The 22,890-nt window shown below is 42.0% G+C and carries 24 protein-coding genes and 5 pseudogenes; 17 read left to right on the top strand and 12 right to left on the bottom strand.

Going from position 1 to position 22,890, the window contains the following annotated elements:
• The 4 genes from ACYRY3_RS05110 to lpdA all read left to right on the top strand — a co-directional run.
• Positions 1–377: hypothetical protein (locus tag ACYRY3_RS05110; protein WP_460200635.1), on the top strand; the 377-nt coding region annotated here is incomplete at its 5' end.
• A gap of 517 nt (positions 378–894) precedes the next feature.
• Complete coding sequence (locus ACYRY3_RS05105; RefSeq protein WP_460200634.1) at positions 895–1,695, top strand: isopentenyl phosphate kinase; 801 nt, start codon at positions 895–897, stop codon at positions 1,693–1,695.
• 159 nt (positions 1,696–1,854) lie between these two features.
• A complete protein-coding gene (locus ACYRY3_RS05100) occupies positions 1,855–2,484 on the top strand; it encodes a Uma2 family endonuclease (RefSeq protein WP_460200633.1) in 630 nt (209 codons plus the stop codon).
• Positions 2,485–3,008: 524 nt separating this feature from the next.
• Positions 3,009–4,442, top strand: coding sequence for a dihydrolipoyl dehydrogenase (gene lpdA / locus ACYRY3_RS05095; RefSeq protein WP_460200631.1), 1,434 nt, complete (start codon positions 3,009–3,011; stop codon positions 4,440–4,442).
• A 246-nt stretch (positions 4,443–4,688) separates the two neighbouring features.
• Here the strand turns inward: lpdA and ACYRY3_RS05090 are convergent, their stop codons facing one another.
• Entirely contained in the window at positions 4,689–5,090 is a 402-nt protein-coding gene (locus ACYRY3_RS05090; RefSeq protein WP_460200629.1) for a universal stress protein, read from the bottom strand.
• A gap of 90 nt (positions 5,091–5,180) precedes the next feature.
• On the opposite strand from ACYRY3_RS05090, the gene ACYRY3_RS05085 reads away from it, so the two are divergent.
• The 3 genes from ACYRY3_RS05085 (at position 5,181) to ACYRY3_RS05075 (ending at position 8,208) form a co-directional block, all read left to right on the top strand.
• Positions 5,181–6,383, top strand: coding sequence for a phosphoglycerate kinase (locus ACYRY3_RS05085; protein WP_460200627.1), 1,203 nt, complete (start codon positions 5,181–5,183; stop codon positions 6,381–6,383).
• An 83-nt stretch (positions 6,384–6,466) separates the two neighbouring features.
• Complete coding sequence (locus ACYRY3_RS05080) at positions 6,467–7,078, top strand: NUDIX hydrolase (protein ID WP_460200626.1); 612 nt, start codon at positions 6,467–6,469, stop codon at positions 7,076–7,078.
• A gap of 365 nt (positions 7,079–7,443) precedes the next feature.
• On the top strand, positions 7,444–8,208 hold the full coding sequence (locus ACYRY3_RS05075) for a hypothetical protein (protein ID WP_460200625.1): 765 nt from the start codon (positions 7,444–7,446) through the stop codon (positions 8,206–8,208).
• 105 nt (positions 8,209–8,313) lie between these two features.
• Here ACYRY3_RS05075 and ACYRY3_RS05070 read toward each other — a convergent pair whose 3' ends face one another.
• The gene (locus ACYRY3_RS05070) at positions 8,314–9,024 is read right to left on the bottom strand and encodes an HNH endonuclease (protein ID WP_460200624.1); all 711 of its coding nucleotides are present in this window, start codon (positions 9,022–9,024) and stop codon (positions 8,314–8,316) included.
• A gap of 34 nt (positions 9,025–9,058) precedes the next feature.
• Positions 9,059–9,916: pseudogene (locus ACYRY3_RS05065) on the bottom strand (histidine kinase dimerization/phospho-acceptor domain-containing protein); the annotation flags it as partial.
• Between the two features lie 153 nt (positions 9,917–10,069).
• On the opposite strand from ACYRY3_RS05065, the gene ACYRY3_RS05060 reads away from it, so the two are divergent.
• Positions 10,070–10,402 (top strand): element excision factor XisI family protein, encoded by a 333-nt coding sequence (locus tag ACYRY3_RS05060; RefSeq protein WP_460200623.1) that lies wholly within the window; start codon positions 10,070–10,072, stop codon positions 10,400–10,402.
• Positions 10,403–10,448: 46 nt separating this feature from the next.
• Here the strand turns inward: ACYRY3_RS05060 and ACYRY3_RS05055 are convergent, their stop codons facing one another.
• The 3 genes and pseudogenes from ACYRY3_RS05055 to ACYRY3_RS05045 form a co-directional block, all read right to left on the bottom strand.
• Positions 10,449–13,151, bottom strand: a complete 2,703-nt coding sequence (locus ACYRY3_RS05055; protein WP_460200622.1) for an MGH1-like glycoside hydrolase domain-containing protein — start codon at positions 13,149–13,151, stop codon at positions 10,449–10,451.
• A gap of 57 nt (positions 13,152–13,208) precedes the next feature.
• Positions 13,209–13,376 (bottom strand): hypothetical protein, encoded by a 168-nt coding sequence (locus tag ACYRY3_RS05050; protein WP_460200639.1) that lies wholly within the window; start codon positions 13,374–13,376, stop codon positions 13,209–13,211.
• Between the two features lie 51 nt (positions 13,377–13,427).
• A pseudogene (locus ACYRY3_RS05045) lies at positions 13,428–13,595 on the bottom strand (NADPH-dependent FMN reductase); the annotation flags it as partial.
• Here ACYRY3_RS05045 and murB point away from each other — a divergent pair.
• Positions 13,539–14,093 (top strand): annotated as a pseudogene (murB, locus tag ACYRY3_RS05040) (UDP-N-acetylmuramate dehydrogenase); the annotation flags it as partial. The pseudogenes ACYRY3_RS05045 and murB overlap by 57 nt on opposite strands.
• 98 nt (positions 14,094–14,191) lie before the next feature.
• Here the strand turns inward: murB and ACYRY3_RS05035 are convergent.
• Positions 14,192–14,680, bottom strand: coding sequence for a low molecular weight protein-tyrosine-phosphatase (locus ACYRY3_RS05035; protein WP_460200638.1), 489 nt, complete (start codon positions 14,678–14,680; stop codon positions 14,192–14,194).
• A 78-nt stretch (positions 14,681–14,758) separates the two neighbouring features.
• Positions 14,759–15,109, bottom strand: a complete 351-nt coding sequence (locus tag ACYRY3_RS05030; protein WP_460200621.1) for a YbaB/EbfC family nucleoid-associated protein — start codon at positions 15,107–15,109, stop codon at positions 14,759–14,761.
• A 695-nt stretch (positions 15,110–15,804) separates the two neighbouring features.
• Between ACYRY3_RS05030 and ACYRY3_RS05025 the strand changes: the two genes are divergently transcribed.
• Positions 15,805–16,488, top strand: coding sequence for a response regulator transcription factor (locus tag ACYRY3_RS05025; protein ID WP_460200620.1), 684 nt, complete (start codon positions 15,805–15,807; stop codon positions 16,486–16,488).
• A gap of 9 nt (positions 16,489–16,497) precedes the next feature.
• On the opposite strand, the gene ACYRY3_RS05020 is transcribed toward ACYRY3_RS05025, so the two are convergent.
• From ACYRY3_RS05020 to ACYRY3_RS05010, 3 genes and pseudogenes are all read right to left on the bottom strand, one after another.
• Positions 16,498–17,883: an AtzE family amidohydrolase gene (locus tag ACYRY3_RS05020; protein WP_460200619.1), complete on the bottom strand. Its 1,386-nt coding sequence runs from the start codon at positions 17,881–17,883 to the stop codon at positions 16,498–16,500.
• Positions 17,880–17,993, bottom strand: a pseudogene (locus ACYRY3_RS05015) (DUF4089 domain-containing protein); the annotation flags it as partial. The pseudogene ACYRY3_RS05015 and the gene ACYRY3_RS05020, both read right to left, overlap by 4 nt.
• Before the next feature lie 443 nt (positions 17,994–18,436).
• The gene (locus ACYRY3_RS05010; protein WP_460200618.1) at positions 18,437–19,264 is read right to left on the bottom strand and encodes a cold shock domain-containing protein; all 828 of its coding nucleotides are present in this window, start codon (positions 19,262–19,264) and stop codon (positions 18,437–18,439) included.
• A gap of 76 nt (positions 19,265–19,340) precedes the next feature.
• Between ACYRY3_RS05010 and ACYRY3_RS05005 the strand changes: the two genes are divergently transcribed.
• From ACYRY3_RS05005 to ACYRY3_RS04975, 7 genes are all read left to right on the top strand, one after another.
• On the top strand, positions 19,341–19,547 hold the full coding sequence (locus ACYRY3_RS05005) for a hypothetical protein (RefSeq protein WP_460200617.1): 207 nt from the start codon (positions 19,341–19,343) through the stop codon (positions 19,545–19,547).
• Between the two features lie 301 nt (positions 19,548–19,848).
• Positions 19,849–20,502 (top strand): peptidoglycan-binding domain-containing protein, encoded by a 654-nt coding sequence (locus ACYRY3_RS05000; RefSeq protein ID WP_460200616.1) that lies wholly within the window; start codon positions 19,849–19,851, stop codon positions 20,500–20,502.
• A 66-nt stretch (positions 20,503–20,568) separates the two neighbouring features.
• Positions 20,569–20,709: a tetratricopeptide repeat protein gene (locus ACYRY3_RS04995; RefSeq protein ID WP_460200615.1), complete on the top strand. Its 141-nt coding sequence runs from the start codon at positions 20,569–20,571 to the stop codon at positions 20,707–20,709.
• Positions 20,710–20,713: 4 nt separating this feature from the next.
• A complete protein-coding gene (locus ACYRY3_RS04990; RefSeq protein ID WP_460200614.1) occupies positions 20,714–20,854 on the top strand; it encodes a hypothetical protein in 141 nt (46 codons plus the stop codon).
• A 196-nt stretch (positions 20,855–21,050) separates the two neighbouring features.
• Positions 21,051–21,332, top strand: coding sequence for a type II toxin-antitoxin system TacA family antitoxin (locus tag ACYRY3_RS04985; RefSeq protein ID WP_460200613.1), 282 nt, complete (start codon positions 21,051–21,053; stop codon positions 21,330–21,332).
• Entirely contained in the window at positions 21,333–21,818 is a 486-nt protein-coding gene (locus tag ACYRY3_RS04980; RefSeq protein ID WP_460200612.1) for a GNAT family N-acetyltransferase, read from the top strand.
• Between the two features lie 133 nt (positions 21,819–21,951).
• Positions 21,952–22,320: a BREX system ATP-binding domain-containing protein gene (locus ACYRY3_RS04975; RefSeq protein ID WP_460200611.1), complete on the top strand. Its 369-nt coding sequence runs from the start codon at positions 21,952–21,954 to the stop codon at positions 22,318–22,320.
• Between the two features lie 106 nt (positions 22,321–22,426).
• Here the strand turns inward: ACYRY3_RS04975 and ACYRY3_RS04970 are convergent.
• A pseudogene (locus tag ACYRY3_RS04970) lies at positions 22,427–22,642 on the bottom strand (7,8-didemethyl-8-hydroxy-5-deazariboflavin synthase subunit CofH); the annotation flags it as partial.
• Positions 22,643–22,890: the final 248 nt, after the last annotated feature.

Raw genomic sequence — 22,890 nt, 5'->3', positions numbered from 1 at the left:
CTCCACCACCAAACCATGCTAGAGTTGCATTCCATGCTGCTGCTCCACTAAGGCTAAATAAAAATTCTAAAGGTGTTGAAGTTGACCTTTGTAATACTTTGTATAAATATGTTAAAAACTTAGTGGATAAATGCGAGCAAAAAGTAGAGAACTGGAGAAATATTGCTGAGTGGCTAGAAGATGCAGGATATAAAACTCCATCATCTAATCAATTCAAATTAAGTGATGATGTACCAGTCGAATTATTAGTAAAGAAAGCTAATATTAGTTTTGAAAGCAATAAAATTATAGTTGATATTAACTTGAGAATAGTAACAGCTTCACCTTCAGAAGTGCTAACTATAGAAAATTTTGATATTAATAATGGCAAGGGTTGATGCTCCAAAAAATTTAAATTATATTTGTATTTAGTTGTAATAAAGTTATTCTATTCTTAAAATTTATAAGAAATCCGGGTATTTTTATCCGGTTGGTCAGGAGCTCGACAACTTTTGCGAAGTCGGGAATCTTGCAGTATGTAAAAACATCAGTCTTGGCAATTGGTAAGAGGTTAAAGAAGCCTAAATTCTTTAAGAAGAATGCGGTAAAGATCCTTTTGCCCGCCCAGCGGATAGGACGGGCGAGACGCCCATCTCACTTACAGGAAATTGAATATTTTTTTATTTAAAAGTCTTCTAGGCTGAGGGAATATTAAGTTTCAGTTTACAGAGAATGATTCGTATTACCTTCATGGTAGGCTTTTCAAAGCTACTCCCTTGCCGCTAGAAGATTACCTAAAGACGTAGGTAGGGCTATGCAGCACAACACTGAACGGTGGGCAGTGCCCACCCTACAAGAATTGGTAATTTTAGAGGGGGAAAGGGGTAATTATCCCACCTTTCTAAAACTTTCATTATGGATCTAGCATTAATAAAGCTAGGAGGGTCTCTCATTACAGATAAGGACAAACCTTACACTGCCCGACCAGAAGTGATGCAACGATTGGCTGGAGAAATACATTACATACGGAATCAAAATCCAAATTTAAAATTAATTATTGGCAACGGAGCAGGTTCTTTTGGTCACCAATCAGCTAAGAAGTATAACACTATTGAAGGCTTTGTCTCTAATTCTGAAAAATTAGGATTTTGCTTAGTCCATCAGGACGCTGTAGATCTAAATCTGCTACTAGCCAAGATTTTTTTGCAAGCTGGTTTGCCAGTGGTTAGCCTATCGCCTCTAGCAATGGCAGTAACTCAGAACAAAAAGCTTATTGAAAGCAACTTTTCACCTATAGAAAATATTCTTTCTGCCGATTTGATTCCTTTAGTTTTTGGTGATGTTGTTCTGGACAAGGCAATCGGTGGCACTATCCTCTCTACAGACACTTTGTTAGCAGAATTAGCCAAATATTTTTCCGCTCAAGAAAAGTTTAAAATATTACTAATAAATGCTGGAGACTATTCAGGTGTACATGACCAAAATGGAGAAGTCATTCCTATTATTACTAAAGGAAACTATTCTCATATTGAAGCTGCCTTAGGTTCTAGCCGCTCGGTGGATGTAACTGGTGGAATGAAAAAGAAAGTAGAGGAGTTTTTAGCTATTTCTAGTCTGGGAATCGATTGTTGGATTATTGATGGAAATCTTCCAGAAAATTTAGCCCAGACCGTTTTAGGAAAGCCGTCTTTCGGTACCCTCATTCGAGCATCGTAATTGAGCCCTGAAAGTCTCTGCTCTTTCTTTCCTCTGTACCCTCTGTGTCTTCTGCTCTTAAATAGATATTTAAGTGAAAAAAGAGTATCCTCATAGAGCAGCGTCGTTGTCTATTGCCATAGTAAAGCAAATAATCAACATTTTAATTTTAGGTAAAATATGACGACAAAAAGTTTTATTCAACCGGAAGAAATTATTCATTTATCAGGTATTAGTTGGCAAACCTATGAAACTTTACTTGATGAATTGAGTAAAAATCGCCGTCTTCGACTAACTTATAACCGGGGAAATTTAGAAATTCTGGCTCCTTCTCCCGAACACGAACGTTACAAGACTTTAATGGGGCGCTTTGTTGAAACCATAGCTGAAGAATTAGAAATCAGAATTGAACCATTTGGTTCTACCACTTATAAGTATCCACAGTTGAGTGGAGCAGAACCAGATGAAAGTTTTTATCTGAAAAATATTGATATTATTCGCGGCAAAAAGAGGAGCGATTTACAACAAGATCCTCCGCCAGATTTAGCAGTGGAAATTGATATCACTAGTAGTTCTGAAAATCGCTTACAAATTTATTCAGATATTGGTATAGCAGAAATTTGGCGTTACGATGGTGAAGATTTTAGTATTTATATTCTTCAAGACCAAGAATATGTCAAAACAGAGCAAAGTTCGGCATTCCCAAATTTACCGCTACTAGAAATTGTACAGTTTTTAGAACAAGTTGGGGAAAAAGATTATTTGGAGTTAGTGAAGGAATTCCGTCAATGGCTGCGGAATCGCAAGTAATTTTGTTAAAAGATAAGAGGGCGGGCGAGGAAGCGAATGGCACTAAGAAGTGCTATTCGGTCTCTAGCCCGTCCCTTAGAGCCGAGGAAAACTTCCGTTCCATAAGGCAATTGGAAGATTAGCATCCACCTTAATACGATGTAAACGCGTGACCGTAGCCCTCCTACCCTTAACTAAAGCTTGGTTACATTCCCGACTCGTTCAACAAGTTGGGAACCTAGCAGTTCATCAGTATACTTCTAGACTGAGAATATTTTCTACATATAGAAGATATTTCATCTAAAGGTATTCAATAAAACACACATAAAACTTGTATGATTATAAACCTTTAAAAATATTGGAATACAAGCTACTATATTCATAAATATGAGTAATTTATGTTACACTATACTAGACAAGACATAAATTCTATCCCCTAGTAGCTTAAATCATCTTTTTGATTTAGCAACAACATAAAATTAAGAATTGCACTGATTGTTTGGTCAGTTAAAAATGAAGTTGGCGATGCACGCGGGGAAAGTAAAGTGAGTCAAGGGTTTGATTACGATTTAGTAATTTTAGGCGCTGGAGTAGGCGGACACGGCGCTGCTTTACACGCCGTTAGCTGCGGTTTAAAAACAGCTATTGTCGAAGCGGCTGACATGGGAGGCACCTGTGTTAACCGAGGCTGTATTCCATCTAAAGCACTGTTGGCAGCATCTGGACGTGTGCGGGAATTACGCAATGCCCATCATCTCAAGTCGCTGGGAATCCAACTAGGAGGAAGCGTTGAGTTTGATAGACAAGGAATTGCCGACCATGCCAACAATCTTGTCGCTAAAATTCAAGGTGACCTGACCAATAGCCTTAAGCGTTTGGGGGTCGATATCATTCGAGGTTGGGGTAAGGTAGCGGGGATACAAAAAGTAATAGTCACAACTGACAGCGGTGAAAAAACGATCGCAGCCAAAGATGTTATTCTTTCCCCCGGATCGGTACCCTTTGTTCCTCCCGGTATTCAAGTAGATGGCAAAACAGTTTTCACGAGTGACCAAGCCGTGAAATTAGAATCGCTACCAAACTGGGTAGCAATCATTGGCAGTGGTTACATTGGCTTGGAGTTTTCTGATATTTACTCGGCGCTGGGCTGTGAAATCACTATGATAGAAGCCCTAGATCAGCTTATGCCGGGATTTGACCGGGATATTGCCAAACTTGCGGAACGGGTTCTGATTACTCCCCGTGATATTGAAACCTACGTGGGAATATATGCTAAGAAAGTGATTCCCGGTTCACCTGTAGTTATTGAGTTGGCCAACTTCAAAACCAAAGAAGACGTAGACGTGTTGGAGGTAGATGCTTGCTTGGTTGCTACGGGGCGCATTCCGGCTACGCAAAACTTGGGTTTAGAGTCTGTAGGAGTGGAACTTGACCGTCGGAATTTTATTCCGGTGAACGACAGTATGGCTGTGCTGTCAGCAGGTGAACCAGTACCACATTTGTGGGCAATTGGCGATGCGAATGGCAAGATGATGCTGGCACACGCTGCCTCTGCTCAAGGTATCGTAGCGGTAGAAAATATTTGCGAGCGTCGTAAAACAGTAGATTATCGGAGCATTCCAGCAGCAGCGTTTACCCACCCAGAAATTAGCTATGTGGGGATGACTGAAACCGCAGCTAAGGAACAGGGTAGCGCAGAGGGATTTGAAGTAGGAACAACCAAGAGTTACTTCAAAGGCAATTCCAAAGCATTGGCAGAAGGTGAAGCGGACGGCATAGCAAAGGTGATCTATCGCAAAGATACGGGCGAAGTTTTAGGCGTTCATATTTTTGGAATGCATGCTTCGGATATCATTCATGAAGCCTCAGCCGCAATTGCCAACCGTCAATCTGTCCATACCCTCGCTCATTTGGTTCACGCCCACCCAACACTTTCGGAAGTGTTAGATGAAGCATACAAACGTGCAGTAACAGTTTAGTCGTTTTTACGAGTGTCATTTGTTTTTCGTCTTTTGTACGAGACAAATGACCAATAAAATGACTAATGACTAATGACTAATGACTAATGACTAATTTCCATTCCCTCCCCTACAAGGAGAGAGGCTTTGATTTCTCCCCCTTCCCTTGTAGGGAAGGGGGTTGGGGGGTTAGGTTTTCTACATGACGTGAAAAGTCAGCTTTAAGGTAGACGCACAAACAACAGAAAAAGTGATGCTCGTCAACCCCTAGGGCACAATCAGCACGGGACAAGGGGAAAGATTAATGACGCGAGATGTCACGCTATCTTGCGATCCCTCGTCCGTTAATCCCAATCCGCGACAGCCCATGATGATTAAATCAGCTTCTATTTCATCTGCCACATCGCAGATGGTAAAAGCTGGTTTTCCTTGCCGTTCAATGGTTTCGGCTGGAATTCCTTGCTGAGAAAACAGTGATTTGGCGCTTTCTAGCAGTTGGGCGACTGTCTCTGGTGAAGTCATCACATCTCCAGCGGAATCTGCAACTTCTTCAACGACACTCAGCAGCACCAACCGACTGCCGTACTTTTGCACGATGTTGACAACCATGTCGGCTGCTTCGCGTGCTTCCCGGCTTTGGTCAATTGGAAATAAAACAGTTTTGAACATTATGATTCACCTCCGCCCCCCTGAGTCGGTAAAATCTGGATGGCACTATTTATCAAAACATATCAAAAAGGCAATCAGGAGGTTCGTGTCGTGTCAAAGAAATCTTTGGCAAATTTGTCTTCAGCAGACTTGTCTGGTAAACGCGCCCTAGTGCGTGTTGACTTTAACGTACCTCTGGATGATGCCGGGAACATCACAGATGATACTCGCATCCGGGCTGCTCTACAAACCATTCAAGATTTGACGCAGAAGGGAGCTAAGGTAATTCTAGCAAGCCATTTTGGTCGTCCCAAGGGTGTAGATGATAAACTTCGCCTGACTCCGGTTGCCAAGCGTCTGTCTGAGTTATTGGGGCAAGAAGTCGTTAAGACTGATGACTGTATTGGCGATGATGTTGCTGCTAAGGTGGCGGAATTACAAAACGGTCAGGTTCTCTTACTGGAAAACGTTCGTTTTTACAAGGAAGAGGAGCAAAATGACCCTGAATTCGCTAAGAAACTGGCTGCCAATGCGGATTTGTATGTCAATGATGCTTTTGGCACAGCACACCGTGCCCATGCTTCTACTGAGGGTGTCACAAAATACTTGAAACCCTCTGTTGCTGGGTATTTGATTGAAAAAGAATTGCAGTACCTGCAAAATGCCATTGAAAATCCCCAACGTCCTTTGGCGGCTATTATTGGCGGTTCTAAGGTTTCTAGCAAAATTGGTGTGATTGAAGCCCTTCTGGAGAAGTGCGACAAACTTCTCTTAGGTGGTGGTATGATTTTCACCTTCTTTAAAGCTCGTGGTTTGAATGTCGGTAAGTCTTTGGTGGAAGAGGACAAGCTGGATTTGGCACGGTCTTTGGAAGCTAAGGCAAAAGAAAAGGGCGTGACTTTCCTGCTTCCTACAGATGTGGTGGTTGCAGATAAATTCGCTGCTGATGCCAATTCGCAAACCGTCAGCGTAGAAAACATCCCTGAAGGTTGGATGGGCTTGGATATCGGTCCTGAGTCTGTAAAGGTTTTCCAAGAAGCCCTTGCTGATTGTAAGTCGGTTATTTGGAACGGACCAATGGGTGTGTTTGAGTTTGATAAGTTTGCTGTTGGTACTGAGGCGATCGCTCATACTCTTGCTGAAATTGGTAAAACAGGTGCAACCACCATCATCGGTGGCGGTGATTCTGTTGCTGCGGTGGAAAAGGTTGGTTTGGCCGACCAAATGAGCCACATCTCCACTGGTGGGGGCGCTAGTTTGGAGTTGCTCGAAGGTAAGGTATTACCCGGTATCGCTGCACTAGATGAAGCGTAAACACGGATAATTGATAGTGGTTAGTAGTTGGTGGTTAGTGGAAATACTACTAACCAATAACTACTAACTACTTACAAGCACTTATGAAATGGCTGGCATGGGCACAAAAACTGCAAGCGATCGCTCAAACAGGTCTTACCTATTCTGAGAATCCTTATGATATCGAACGGTTTAAATCAATACGGGCGATCGCAGCTGAAATCCTAGCAACTCACTCAAATGTCGAACCCAGCTACATTCTGGATTTATTCTCTCGTGAAGTGGGATACGCAACCCCCAAAGTTGACGTGCGGGGTGTCGTGTTTCGCGATGATACCATATTGCTGGTGAAAGAAAGAGAAGACGGTTGTTGGACGCTTCCCGGTGGATGGGCTGATGTTGGAGAATCGCCCAGTGAAGCTGCTGTGAAAGAAATTTTTGAAGAATCAGGCTATCTCACTCGTGCTGTCAAGTTACTTGCTGTTTATGACAGAAACAGACACGGACACCCACCCCATCCAAATTACGTCTACAAGCTGTTTTTTCTTTGCGAACTTGTTGGTGGTACTCCATCAGCCAGTATTGAAACGGAAGAAGTAGGATTTTTTCCTGAGGATGGCATTCCAGAATTATCTCTTGGACGTGTGACCCCCGCTCAGATTACCCGTCTTTATGAGCATTATCGCAATCCAGATTTGCCTACAGATTTTGATTAATTGATGTAGGTTGGGTTGAGCGCCAGCGAAACCCAACACAAGCCGTGATAATTTTGGGTTTGTTTCTTCAACGCAACCCATGTGATTTCGATTTTGAGTGTTGGGTTTGGTTCTTCAACGCAACCCACGTGATTTCGATTTTGAGGCTGGCTTGTGTTGGGTTTCGTTCCTCAACCCAACCTACGTATGGAATTTTTCATCTCAATCCAAGCTCACAACTTCCTCACATTTTCCTATTAATTTAAAAACTGAACAGCACTAATTGAGCAATATTACCTAATAGAGTGCAATTGTCAAACGGATGCAAGACATCTGTAGGAATGGACTGTCATACCTTTTTATAAAAAAACTCAGGAGACAGGATTATGAAAATATTCCACCTTAAAAGATTTCAAGACTATGAAATGCATATATCTAATAATCTAAGGCAAAAAGGATTTCTCTTTATTGCTGATTCCGAAACTGGAGACGATAAAATTATTAGACCCCAACCATCGGCGGTAGAAACACAAGATCGTTTAGGTTCCTGGTTTTCTCAAGCTATTACAACATTGCATTGTCCTAAAGAAACAGTCAGTTTAGATGAAGTTTTTCCAGTGAAGGGCAACACGTGCCCCGTTTTATCTGAAGCAGAAATTGTGTGTTTTTTCAAACAACTGCAAGCTGATTTCTCACTAAGTGCAATTAAGTTTAGCAACACTTGGATTAGCTACATATCCTGGTTAAACTGCGATATGTTGACTGAAGAGCAGTTAATTCAGAAAGTGCAAGAATTTGTAGCAGCAGCACAAACATTAAAGTATATCGCAGAACGAAAAAGGGCTCCTTTTTTAGGGTTTGACCAACTCACTGAAGAATATTTAATCTTCAATAGCTTATGTCTTGTCTTTAACGATCCGGGGCACCATAAGTCAATGATACCTGTTCTTGAGTCTATTAAATTTGGAAACAATTCTATTCCAGAGTTTCTATTTTCTGGATTGAAATTTATGTTTAGCAACGTATATAAAGGCTCTCTTTTCTTTGACAAAATAGTCTATCGTTCCTTTGACAATAAAATCTCAAGCTCTCAATTAATTCGCAACCCTCTCCATTTTGGATGTTCTCTTGATGAACTGGTTCTGAAATAGAAAAGGAAAACCCGGATTTCTCACCGAACCTCCTTGTGGCGGAAGCCCCTGTTTTCTAAACATGGGGAGGAAGCCACGGGCGAATTTATTCGCCGTCTTAATATCCTAAAACCCATAGGAGTAACCGTCCTTAAGATGAATTGATGTACAAAACTTGTAACTAATTCCTGCAACACGTCCACTTTTAGTTGCAATATCAAAACTGCCAGTTTTACGACACAACACGCGACCAACATACTGACCTACCTTTTTCCCGGAAAGTACAACAGCTTTGACAATGTCGCCAGTTTTGAAACCAAAATGAACTTGTTTGTGCTCTCGATGTCGAGTTGGGAATCCATAGCGGTCAGTACCACACATTTGGCGTGTTCCCCAACCAGCACACTTGATGTGTAATGGTTGTTGGGTTAGTAACTGAATTGTTTCGACATCTCCAACACAAGCCGCATCAATCCAGTGTTGCTTGGGTAATTCAAGTCTTGTTCGGTTGTATTTGGTTTGTCCACCCGTTCCCATTGTGGTGGGTAAGATGTTTTTTAAGGTGCGAAATAATTCCCAACGAGTTGCATTGACTGCGGCTGCATCTTTTAATGGCTGCTTGGCTTGTCGTTGAATTTTTCCTAACCTAGAACCATCCTTTTTGAGAAACTCGTCTATAAACTTAGTTCCTTTCTTAGTGTTACATCGTTCGCAAGATAAGGTTAGGTTACTGACTCTGTTGCTACCTCCTTTTGCCTTGGGGTGGATATGCTCAATCTGAAGTGGTACTCCTTGTTTGTCGCAGTAAGCGCACTTCCTGCCCCACTTTTCAAGCAAGTATTCTCGCACCTCATAACCAGCGAGTTCCCCGAGTTAAGTTGTTCTGCCGTCGCAAGACGCTTTGCAAGTAACCATGTACAATAGTCAAGGGTGTACGTAGTTCGTGAGAAACATTACTCACAAATTCTCGCTCTTGTTCCCTGGATTGGGAAAGGCGAGATAACAGCATATTTAAGGTTTGAGCTAATTCTTTGACTTCACTGGGTGCATTATTAAGATAGAGTTGTGCTTCTCCTAAATCTTCTGGACAAATAACGGCAGTCATTTGATTGAGCTGGCGTAGAGGTTGCAGAGAATTCTTGATATAAAATGCGATCGCGACTGTGAGGGCAATAATTGCCAAAACACTAGTAATACCCAGGTTTTGTACCATGACCACAAACATTGACTGTTCGCGGGTAATATTCTTCACCACAAATAAATTACCGAGTACCTGACCTTCGACCTGTACAGAATTCTCAGATAAAATAAAGTAGTTTTTACCAATTTTGTAGACTTGCGCTTTCAGCGGCATCTGAGTTAAAGACATTAACTCAGCGACCACAGACTTAGATAACAAATTTAAATTAGTAGATTGTGCCAAGATTTTCCGATCTGGGCTTTTAATCCATAAAAATGTATTGGTGCTTTCTAAATTTTTAACAGCCTTGTGCAACCCGGTTTCAGGTTGCATCATTTCACTATAAAGTTGCACATCCTGCGGCAAACGCTGGGCTATTTGTTCTATGTTTTGTTTGTGACTATCAATCAAAATTTGCTGCATTTTCCAACTCGTCCATATAAAGACGCTACCTAATATCAAAGTAGAAAATGCAGCCATGCCAATTTTTAGGCGGAATTGTAATGAGAAGGGATCTATATTTCTCCAAAATTTTCTAATATTTTTCACTGTTTTGATTATAGTTTTAATTTTAATTTAATTGTTCTTTCCAGTCACAAAGCTCCTTTAATAAGGATGTTTGAGGAGTTTTGGGTAAATAGAATGCGATCTGGTGAGCCAGGAATAAGATGTTTATAATGAGAAACAGGAGGTAATTGTTCAATGGCTGTAGAACAATATCGTCAAATCATTCAACAATTAATTTTAGAACGAGCTTCTCGACGATTGGCGCAAGAGGAAATCGAGACACAAGCCGTTTTGGATACTGAACGTGACCACTACCTTTTACTTCATACGGGCTGGCGCGGTAATAGTCGGACACATGGATGCAGTATACACCTGGATATCAAAAACGGCAAAATCTGGATTCAGCATGATGGTACTGAGGTCGGTATTGCTACACTACTGCTCGAACAAGGTGTGCCTAAAGAAGATATAGTTTTGGCGTTTCACTCCCCTTATATGCGCCAATTTACTGAGTTCGCCACCCATTAAGCTTGTCCCTATCAAGGTGTAATATTTATACTGACATCTTGCACCCTTAAGTGGGCGAGGTAGGTGGGCAGTCCTTCTCTATCTCTGGTTCCTGATGTTGTACTTCATACTCACCAAATTGCTGAATGAGTTTGGCAACTAAACCCGTCCAACCGGTTTGATGACTTGCGCCAATTCCTGCACCGTTATCGCCGTGGAAGTATTCAGAGAACAGAATTAAATCTCGCCAATAAGGGTCTGTTTGAAATTTTTCAGTTCCACCATAAGCAGGTCGTTGGCCAGAGGAATTTCTTAAGAAAATCCGGATAAGCCGTTGCGATAATTCAGACGCAATTTCCCAAAGAGTCATCATTTGACCGGAACCCATTGGGCATTCTACTTTAAAATCGTCTCCTAAGTAGTAATGAAACTTTTGTAGGGATTCAACGAGGAGAAAATTTACCGGAAACCAAACGGGACCGCGCCAGTTAGAATTCCCACCAAACAAACCAGTACTGGATTCAGCAGGTTCGTAATCGACTCGAAATTGCGAACCGTTGACATCAAACCTATAGGGATGTTCGGCATGGTATTTAGAAAGCGCCCGGATACCGTAAGGTCCAAAAAACTCGTTTTCATCTAACATCTTTTGTAGAACCTTCCGCAACTTATCTTTGGAAACAATTGCCAGTAATCTTCTAGCACCTATACCTTTTGTTTCCATACAAGCTACATTCCGCCGCAGATCGGGACGGTTCTCTATAAACCATTCCAGTCTCTGTTTAAAAGCAGGAAGTACTTTTAAGGTATCTGGTTCAATGGTTTCAATAGCAAATAGGGGAATGAGCCCTACTATTGACCTGACTTTTAACGTAATTTCGTCTTCAGGTAAATGCAGCACATCATAGAAAAAACCATCCTCTTCATTCCACAAACTGGTTTTTTCCTCGCCAATATGATTCATGGCATCGGCAATGTAAAGGAAATGCTCAAAGAATTTGGTGGCAATGTCTTCATAAACGGGGTTAGTTTTTGCCAGTTCTAAAGCTATTGTTAGCATATTCAAGCAATACATCCCCATCCAACTTGTACCATCAGATTGGTTGATGTGTCCACCTGTAGGTAGTGTTGCGCTGCGGTCAAAGACACCGATATTATCTAATCCTAAGAATCCTCCTTGAAAAACGTTATTTCCTTCAACATCCTTGCGATTTACCCACCACGTGAAATTTAGCAACAGCTTCTGAAATACCCGTTCTAAAAACTGTCGATCGCTGCGTCCGTATATCTTCTGTTCAATTTTGTAGACACGCCAAGTTGCCCAGGCATGAACGGGAGGATTCACATCGCTAAAGTTCCATTCATAAGCGGGAATTTGCCCATTAGGATGCATATACCACTCCCGCGTTAAAATATCTAATTGATTCTTGGCAAAATCAGGGTCAATCATTGCCAAAGGAATACAGTGAAATGCCAAATCCCAAGCAGCAAACCAGGGATACTCCCATTTATCAGGCATAGACAGAATATCTTGATTGTTGAGGTGAAACCATTCGCGATTTCTGCCATATTTACGTTCTTGTGGCGGAGTAGCGGAATCACCTTTCAACCATTTTTCCACATCATAGTAATAAAATTGTTTAGTCCACAACATTCCGGCAAAGGCTTGTCGCTGTACATTTCGCATATCTTCGCTCAGTGAGAAGGGAGTTAGATTTTGATAAAATTTATCCGCTTCTTGTTTGCGAAGAGCAAAGATTGCCTCGAAGTCTTTGGCAAAAGGTTCAACTAAATTGGATGCATCAGTTAATCGCAATCGTACAGTTTTAGTTTCACCAGCATTAATATTTAATGCATAGTTTATCGCTACTTTTGTCCCTATTTTCTCTGGATTAATTGCTTCTTGTCTACCATGTATGATATATTCGTTAATGCCATCTTTTACATGGGCAGAAGTATTGGGAAAGTCATACAGTTTTTCGGTGTTTGTTTCGTTTTCCGTAAATAACAACTCTGTTTCGCCTTCAAAGTACATCCACTTTTTCCCTAAAGATGGATGGGCAACTTCTATGATATTCTGGCAACACTCGGACTTGGTTTCTTGAAGTATAGGTTTAATTGCCTCTCTATCCCAAGACCAAGTATTTCTAAACCAAAGAGTAGGCAATAAATGCAGGGTCTTTGATTCCGGTCCCCGATTTACAACTTGAATTTGAATCAGAATATCTTCAGCAGAATTTTTAGCATATTCCACGAATACGTCAAAGTAACGGTTTTCATCGAAGATGCCTGTATCTAGTAGTTCAAATTCTGGTTCTTGGCGGCTGCGGCGTTGATTTTCTGCAACTAGTTGAGAGTAAGGAAATGCTTTTTGTGGATATTTATAAAGCATTTTCATATAGGAATGGGTGGGCGTATTGTCAAGGTAAAAGTAATATTCCTTAACATCTTCCCCATGATTTCCTTCACTTCCAGTCAGACCAAAGAATCTTTCTTTGAGAATTGGGTCTTCGCCATTCCAGAGAGCGATCGCAAAACACAACTGTTGTTGTTCGTCAGAAATTCCTGCTATGCCATCTTCACCCCAGCGATAGGCACGGGAACGAGCATGGTCATGGGTGAAGTAGTCCCAAGCCGAGCCGTTGGGGCTGTAGTCTTCTCGCACCGTTCCCCATTGGCGATCGCTTAAATAAGGTCCCCACTTACGCCATTTTGCTTGATTATTCCGGGCTGCTTCTAATCTGATTTCTTCTTGGGTTGGATTTGTCATAATCAGTCCTGTTTTGTGCATTACAGCAGAATCTATGTGTTCAATATTGTCTTTTTTTTACACCTTGACTTCTTGCCGCCCATACCTAAGTATCGTTGACATCCAAACCAACTCATGCATGAACCGTTCCAGACGGCGAACATAAGTCTCTTTGTCAATCAAATGACCAGATTCATCAAATAAAGTTTGAACATCGCTAAAATTCAGGTCATAGAAAATCGTCATTAGCCCCAACTCACGCATCACGGGCAAAAGGTTTTGGATAACCCGCGTACCGCCAAAGGATCCTGCCGAAACACCACAAAGCCCGACAGCTTTATGAATATATTCTTTAAGGCAAGTGTCGAGTACATGCTTGAGCAAACCCGGATAACCGTGGTTATACGGGCTGTTGGTAGTCCAGGAACTGTGGGTGGTGCTGTTGTTATGAATGCAGGAGCACACAACAACTGTATCGCAGACATCTTAACTAGTGTTGAAGTACTTCTGCCTGATGGGTCTTTGGAAACTCTTACTCGCGAACAATTGGGTTACGCTTATCGTACCTCAATACTACAAGGAAACAATAAAATAGTTACTCAAGCGACTTTTCAATTACAGCCCGGAGCCGATCCAGCATATGTTGTGGCAACAACTAAACAACACAAGCAGCATCGGTTAAATACCCAACCCTATCACTTACCAAGCTGTGGCAGTGTATTCCGCAATCCCAAACCTCATGCTGCTGGTTGGTTAATTGAACAAACTGGTCTTAAAGGCTACCAAATTGGTAAGGCGCAAGTTGCACAACGCCATGCTAATTTTATCGTTAATTGCGGCGGAGCAAGTGCTTGGGATATTTTTAATCTTATCCGTCACGTTCAGCAGCGGGTACAAGATCGCTGGTCTATCCTCCTAGAACCAGAAGTCAAAATGATCGGTGAATTTCAAGCTGCTGGTTAAACCAAGCTCATTCAATGCACTCTAAGTTATTAATCCCCCTTCTTTGATTAAGAAAGGGGGAATTCATTCTTAACAGCTATCGGTTAACTGATAACTGTTTACTGACCACTCGTGACTGATTCGCTCACGTGTTTTAGCAAACCTTCACAAGCATCAACAAGCAAATCAATCACTTGATTAAATCCCTCTACACCACCATAGTAGGGATCTGGAACTTCTTTAAGAGTATGCCTAGAGCAGAAGTCACATATCAAGTGAACTTTTTGGTGATATTTTCCAGTTCTATCAAGAGAAAGGATATCCTCATAATTCTCTCGATCCATCGCCAGTATTAAGTCAAAATTGTCAAAGTCTGACTTTTGAAACTGTCGGGCTCTACCACGTAGTTTAATTTGTAACTTTTGAAAAGCCGCAGCACTCATCCGAGAATCGGGTGGACTCCCAATGTGATAACTAGATGTACCAGCAGAGTCGCAGATAATGCGAGCGCTCAATCCTCGCTTCTCAATCAGATGATTCATGATATTTTCTGCCGATGGTGAGCGACAAATGTTTCCCAGGCAGACAAACAGCAGCTTGTAGGGCATAAATGTCATAGTCACTAGTCATTAGTCCTTTGTCATTAGCATAAAACTTATGACAAACGACAAATGACAAATGACGATTTATTGAAATCCAGGAAGCTCCAACCCACTGGTTAATTCTTCCATGCGATCGCGCATTGTTGCCGTAGATTTGTAATACGCGTCCTTCATTGCCGCAGTTACCAGATCGGAAAGTACCTCTGCTCCTTCACCGATAGCGTCTGGAGAAATTTCCACTCGCTTGGGTTCTTGGTTCCCACTGACAATGACCTTAACCAGACCTCCGCCAGATTCTCCTTGAATCTCCATTTGCTCTAATTCTTCTTGAAGTCGCTTTGCCCCTTCTTGAACCTGTTGAGCTTTTTTAAAGGCTTCAGCCAGTTCTTTCATTTTGCCCAAGCCGAAACCGAATCCCTGTCCTTTTCCTGTCATAATTGGTTATCCAAGTGTGCTTTGAAAAACAAATCAAATTCAATTATAGATGTGGTAGGTGAAATCCTATTGTTGAGTTACAAGTAATCCGTGTCCTACTACTCAACATACATTGTACGCTCAACCACTCATCCTGATTGGGGTTAAGGAGCAAATTGCTTCAACTTCAAGAGCCGACTTGGTTTGTTGATCTGCTAAAATAGCTACACTGCTAGGTTTTGTAGTTAGCTAAACAATTTGTCTTTAAAGATTGTTTGTTAAATAAAAATCCCGTGTTGCATAATTGTGTTGACCAAATACCCTCAAAAGTGAATCTACCTTTATAAGTAAAAACGGGTATCCCAGAGGTTAGTATAACTACATATGCAGGGGGACGGGCTTCCGTTGCCAACTCGTTGAATTTTAAGAGGCTAAGAGATATCCTGATAATATCAAGCAGTTTTGACTGTTGATTTTCATAGATGTCATGACTTATACAGAAAAAGAGGCTGCAAAGTGTAGTTGGCTGGTAGTGCTTACAACGGTGTGAACCTACCTTGAGGATTTAAGTTGAACCCAGTAAATCCACTATTGGGAAGTTATTAACTACAATCCTGTCATAGTATGAAACATAGGAGTACTATTTTTACCTGAGTTTATTGATAGTGCTTGAGCGAGCAAATTTCTTGGTAAAAAATGCTAGGGGTGTACTGTCCATGCCCTTGACGATCCTTGTAGTGGATGACGATCTGGGCACTCGTCTGTCTATCAGTGATTATCTTGAACTGTCTGGCTACTCTGTAATTACGGCAAATGACGGTCAAGAGGCTTTGGGGATGGTAGAAGAATACCATCCTGATTTGATAGTCACTGATATTGTCATGCCACGAATGAACGGTTATGAACTCGTGCGGCGGGTTCGTCAGCAACCCGCTTTCCGATTGCTTCCTGTAATTTTACTGACAGCACGAACAAAGACTCAAGAAAGAATCTTGGGTTACCAGTCGGGATGCGATCTCTACTTGCCCAAGCCTTTTGAGCTAGAAGAGCTAGCAGCAGCGATTCGCAATCTCTTGGAGCGATCGCAAATCATTCAATCTGAGTATCGTTTTTCTCATCAAGAAAATTTGGGCAGTTCCGTGCCAACAAAATCCCTTGACATTCATTATCCACAAACTACAGACCTTCAAAAATCGCAAATATTTTCCGATTTAACCTCAAGAGAACAGGAAGTGTTAGAGCTTCTAACTCACGGTCTTTCTAATGCTGAAATGGGTCAACAGTTGCACCTTAGCCCTAGAACTGTGGAAAAGTACGTTAGCAGTTTATTGAGAAAAACAGCAACTAGCAACCGAGCTGAATTGGTACGTTACGCCATTAAGCACGGTTTGGTGGAATAGCATGATTTTTTATTTAACGGGTGCTGATATCAAGCCCTCTGTCTCCAAGACCGAAGCAACCCGTAAAATGAGCGCTTCATTATAAGGTGCGGCTACCAACTGTACACCTAAAGGTAAAGCATTTGAACTCTGGATAGGAACAGATAAAGCAGGTAAGCCAATAAAAGATAGTGGTTGAGTAAATAAACCTAGATGGGGACGGACAAGAATTTCTTCTCCATCTACAATCATACTTTGTTGACCAATCAAAGGTGCAGAAATTGGCGTAGATGGTGCAAGAATAATATCTACGTTTTGAAAGATTTCTCGCACTTTGTCTCTATACCATCTCCTAAATCGCTGCGCTTGTATGTACCAACTACTAGGTATTAAGGCACCAGCAAGAAAGCGATCGCGTGTGGCCAGATCGAAATCTTGTGGGCGGGATCGCAATTTCTCCAAGTGTAAGTTCGCTCCCTCACAAGCTGTAATCACAAATGCTGCCGCCCTAGCACGATGAACTTCAGGTATTGAAATATACTCATTACTATGCAAAGCATTGGCAATCTTTTGTACTGCTGCCAACGCTTCCGGGCTAGCCCCTTTGACAAAATAATCACCCGCAATGGCGATTCGCAAACCCTCAATACCTCGGTTTATTTGTGACAAACATAACTCAGGCGGGCGATTCGTACAGACCGGGTCTCGATTGTCTTCTCCCTGCAATACGTCAAATACCGTAGCAATATCCCTTACGGAACGAGCAAACGAACCAATGTGGTCTAAACTGCTGGAAAATAAAGCAACACCAGTACGAGATAAGCGTCCGTAAGTTGGTTTTAACCCAAAAACGCCACACAATGCCGCAGGTACGCGGATAGAACCGTTAGTATCAGAACCTAAAGTCAGGGGAACTAACCCAGCCGCTACCGCTGCTGCCGAACCACCCGAGGAACCACCTGCAACCCGTGTTACATCGTGAGGGTTGTGAGTAATACCATAGTGTGAGTTTTCCGTGACAAACCCATAGGCGTACTCATCCATATTCAAAGCACCCACCAAGACAGCACCCGCTTGTTTCAACCTCGCCACTGCTGTTGCATCTTGGGTTGCTGTTGGATTTTCGGAGTTAATTTTCGCACCTGCAAGAGTTGTCAAACCAGCGATATCAAACAAGTTTTTGACAGCAAAAGGAACTCCAGCCAAAGAACCAGGGTAACGACCTTGAGACACTTCAGAGTCAATTCGTTCTGCATCATCCAAAGCAGTTTCAGCAGTGACAGCTGTAAAACAGTTGAGTTCCCCATCTCGGGCTGAAATTCTTTCTAGAGATGCTTTGACCACTTCCACTGCGCTAACTTTAGTGTCTCGCACAGCAGTTGCGATCGCCACAGCATCATTTTGTTCTAAATTCATGGTTCAAATACGGGGGCTGCTTCGATATTATCCGGCAAAGGGAACTCATTAACAACTTGGGCGATCGCTTTAATTCTCTCAAAATTTGCTACCACCCCATCTCGATACTTCTTTGAGGTTGTGAGTGCTGTCAATCAGTGGATCGAAAATACAACGACACAGGCGATCGATGTTGAAACGCCCAAAAGGTTTCAATTGTGAGTTATTTGATTCACGATCGGATTCCCTCACAACTCCCAATCCAACGTAAAACCTTCCTCTTTACTTATCTAATCCTGCATTTTTTGAAAATACATTGAAATCGTATACTACCTAATTCTTCTATGCGATCGACATAACAAACTATATCTGCTTATAGAAAATTTGTACTATTTTTTAGCGTTCGTTTGCACTCGTGCTTCGATGCACGCCTAACTGTAAAGGTGTGTAATCAAGTGATTTCAAATGGTCCATCTTTACCACGTAGTCCCCACCGTAATGCCCGCATGAAACGGACACCCATCCGTATCGCTTGCATAAAAAAAGATGCAAAGTATTCTCTGTAGAAAAGACGCTATATCGATCGCACGTTGCGAGCCACCCAACCAAACTTGCTTTGAACTAACTCAAATTTGACAGTCGTACCAGCTGATATGGTGCGGTAACCTTCTCCTGGAATAGCAGTGAAGTTGAAGAAGACATCCTCACCATCATTTCTAGTAATCATGCCATTGCCCGTTTTGATATCGAACCAACGTACAACACCTTGCACCACTCTTCGTCCATTGGCTCCCAATGGTGGGACACCATTCAACCATTCTTGTTGGGGGATGCGAACTTGTTTGACTTGGTCGGTATCGTAAGCTTCGTAGCGGTAATCCGAACGCGTCTCCATAATTGCCCGCAAATCATGCCGCAATTCTTCAACAGTAGGTCGCCCCACAAAGAACCAGCCGTTGTAAATTTTGTAGATGGTTAAATCGGGACGCAAAATAAAGGTATACGGTTGAGGGCGATAGGCATACTCGCCTTCCGTGCTATCCAAAATATTAATTCGCTTAATCAGTTCTCGTTTCTCGTCACATAGAAACGACCATTGCGCTCCCAATCCTGCCCGGAAAGCAGCTTGTACTAGAGGTGGATCGACACTAATTGTGACTAAGGAGCCGTAATTGACTGCCAATTCGTTTTGAAACTGTACCAACTGAGAAAGTTGTTCTCGATCTCTAGGACAAAAGAAGCCTCGATAGAAGACAACAATCAAGGGGTAGCCGTCAGTAAAACCCATGTGGCGATCCATTAGGCTGGGTTGAGTGAAATCGGAAAGCTTCACCAGTTCATTTTTGTGATTTGGCAGTTCGGCGTCTATAAAGCGATTTCCTGGTTGTAAATTTACGGTCATATAGCCTTTTAATTGAGCTGCTGATAAAAATGTTTAAGTTATTTTACAAAACTCTTAACAGCGGAAATATGTGTGCTTGGCTCAACTTGCAGAGACAAGAGTTTTGCTATCGGGGCTGAAAATCTCATCAAGAATCCACGGATCTTTGGAATGGTGTGTAAGAAACAAAACTATGTTTGATGCCTTTAGCCTTCATACTTCTCCTCCTCAGACGCTACGCGAACAGCCTTTTTGTACCAGTCATGCCCACCCCTCAATGATGCGTCAGCAATTATTTCCCTAGTTAGAAATTTGGCACCTATCAACTCTGACCTATGAGCCAGGTTAAAGTTCCGTAACTACATTAACATATAATTAAATCATGATAAGGCTAAAAGTCTGAATTTGATGATTTGACATATCAGATTCGCATAAATTTGTGGTGTTTGGTTACCATTTATCAAAATAAAAGAGGAAGTTACCTTTTATAGCTTCAAATAAATAGTCGTTCACTATGTGTAGCAAACATATATTGATAGCTTCTGTATAACTCACTTGAAGCTAGGCGACTATTTTGTTTGTATTTGCAGGAGCAGTTTATGAACATGAAGAAGATTAAATCTATCCGGTCAGGCTTGTTATCAGTTGGTGTTTTCTCAGCACTTTCATTTGCTGCTTTACCCTTTGCAAGTCAACCCGCAGTGACTCAAGCCCCTTTAACTGTATCTGCTGATGGTAATCTCAATGAATACTCACCCGAAACCGCACCATTACTAGTACGCGGTTTTGCAATTCCAGCAGTAAAAGATGTTCAACTTTTTCTTAAGGATTTAGGATTCTACTACGGTCCTATTGATAGTGTATATGGTTCGAGGACATCTTCAGCTGTCGCTAGTTTTCAGCGCTCGAAAAACTTGCCTGTAAGCGGCGCTGTTAATCAACGGACGTGGACAGCACTCATTCATGCCGACCGGAGTAGAGCATTGGTACCTATCAGCGATATCAGCCAATATTCAGCAGAATCAGCCCCAAAATTGCAAATTGGTAGTAAGGGACCTGCAGTTAGAGATGTTCAAGCGTTTTTGAAACAGCAAGGCTACTACACTGGTGCGATCGATGGTGTTTATGGTTCTTCTACTGCAGTAGCAGTCGCGACTTTTCAGAAGAAGCACAATGACTTGAACAATGATGGAATTGTTGGGTACACCACTTGGTTAACTATGATTGATACTGCTCGCCATCCTTCAGTAAGTAGCTAGTACAGAAAGGCTGAAGTATCAAGGATAAAGGATGAAAGTCACACACTTATATTAGGTGATGTAGAATTGGTTGCCCAAGTTTTAATTAATTTAGGCAATAATTTTCGTTTACTGAAACAATATGAAGAAGCAATTGAGTTCTGTCAGCAGGGACTCGATGTCTCTAAAGCGAGCGGCAACCTGTCTAAGCTAGCATCTGCTCTTTGATAGTTTGGGTAATATTTACTTCGAGCAAGAACAATATGCGATCGCACTTGATTATTATCAGCAGTCCATGCAAACTAGGCAACAAACAGTTAATCGAGTCGGTGAAGCTTATTGTCTTGGACGGATGGGCAATGGAATCAATTAAGTCCAATTACCGCAGTTTTAGCAGGTAGTGATGGTTTCAGTCAGGATTGAAACGATCGGTCAAGGTAAGCGTTATGTCAAGCAAAATTAAGAAATTAATGTATTCTCAAAAATGGTCGTTTGGGTAATTTTATAATAAAGATACACATTGTGTATCTGGCAGTTCCATGCTAAGGTACAAGACAAAGGAGAACATTATGCAGCCCCAGCGCAACCCTGATATTCCTACTTGCGCCGTCAATCTGCGTATCCGTAAGGATGTGCGGACGCTTATTGACCGAGCAGCAAAAGCGCAAAGCAAATCACGTTCGGACTTTATGATTGATGCTGCGCGGCGAGCGGCGGAAGATACGCTGCTTGACCAGACCTTTGTGCGAGTGGACGAAGAAACCTATCAGCATTTTCTGAATGTTCTGGATAGCCCGCCCTGCAATGAAGGGTTTGAACGCTTGATGAATGTTAACAAGCCGTGGGGATAGATGACCCTTCAAGCCCCTGTACCTCTTGCGGATACTCACGTATTGGATGACTTTGATTGCGGAGTAGCCAGCCTGAATGACTGGTTAAAACGCCGCGCTGTTGCCAATCAGAAGAACAATGCATCACGTACCTATGTTGTAACGGATGGGGAAAAAGTGATTGCTTACTATTGCCTTTCCTCTGGCGCATTGGCGCTCTCACACGCGCCATCGCCTATAAGACGGAATATGCCCGACCCCATACCCGTAGCCGTTCTTGGAAGGCTTGGAGTAGATACCTCATGGAAAGGACAGGGGTTAGGCGCGGCGTTACTACAGGATGCGGTACTTCGTACAATGCAGGCGGCAGAGATACTAGGCATTCGTGGAATAGTCGTACATGCCATATCGGAAGAAGCTAAGCAATTCTACCAGCATTACGGGTTTTCTCCTTCGCCCACGCAACCCATGACGCTTATTCTGTCTATCAAGAAAGTCATAATATAATCTCAAAATCAGCGCTTGTAAAAAATGTATTTTTACGCTTCATAATGCGCTGATGTTATTTTCAGCTTACTACCTGCCCCTTTCCTTATCCCCAACTCAGGTTATAAAAGTAAACGTATTAATTAAAAAAACTATGGCAATCAGCGAACGAGATATTGAGCATATCTTTGAGCGTCTTCGCTCCGGTGTTGTTCCAGAACGAGGGTTGGAGGCTTTTGCTGTCGGTATTGATAGACAGCGAACGGAAATTCACCGTCAATTCCAATTAGCAGCGAATGGTGAAGGTGTTTTTAAGTTTTTACGCGGTGGCTACGGCTGTGGTAAAACTTTTATGTCCCGTCTCGCTATCCTTGATGCTCAAGCTCAAGGCTTTGCTACCAGTTTTGTTGTGGTTTCTGATAACGATTTGCACTTTTACAAGTTTGATGATGTTTACCGCAAAGTGGTTCAGGAGTTGGGTACGAGTTCCTGTCCTAGAGGTGCTTTAAGTTTACCCTGTTAGGACGGGGTTCTGTAGCTAAATCATCAATTTTAAATTGTATGCGTTCTTGAATTTCTGGCGATAATTTTTTAAGTTGTTTTAACGCTCCTTTTAAGATTTCAATTTTATAACGCTCGCAAATATTGGTAAAGTTGATATTGCGGTTAATAACGTAGGTAACAATGTCCCCTGCTTGCTGTTGACGCAATTTATCAGATGTAGCGCGAATGGCAGCAATTGCAATCGGATCGGTTTGTTTCAACAATACCAGTCCTTCTTCAGGAGACAAGTCATACCCCATTAGGGTACGGTCAAGGATAGCATCAACAGTTACAGTAGTCACAGGTCAATAACAGCAAACGACATCTAACATTTTTGCTTTCAAAGCATGGCATATTTTTAAGAAAATACTTTCTGCCTATATAAAGATATCCGTAAAGGTTGGTCAGCAGTCTTATGTTTTCTAGATGTTCAAATTCTTTCTTCCAAAGATTGTATAAACAAACACTAGAGTCACAAAAATTTCGGCAGATAGAATTTTTTGAAGAAATTATAAGAGAATAACTCTTAAGAAAACAGTTCCGGCGCACA

It is taken from the genome of Scytonema sp. NUACC21 (genome assembly GCF_054684315.1).
The sequence above is the reverse complement of the archived record's forward strand: the minus strand, read 5'-3'. Positions and strand labels throughout refer to the sequence as shown.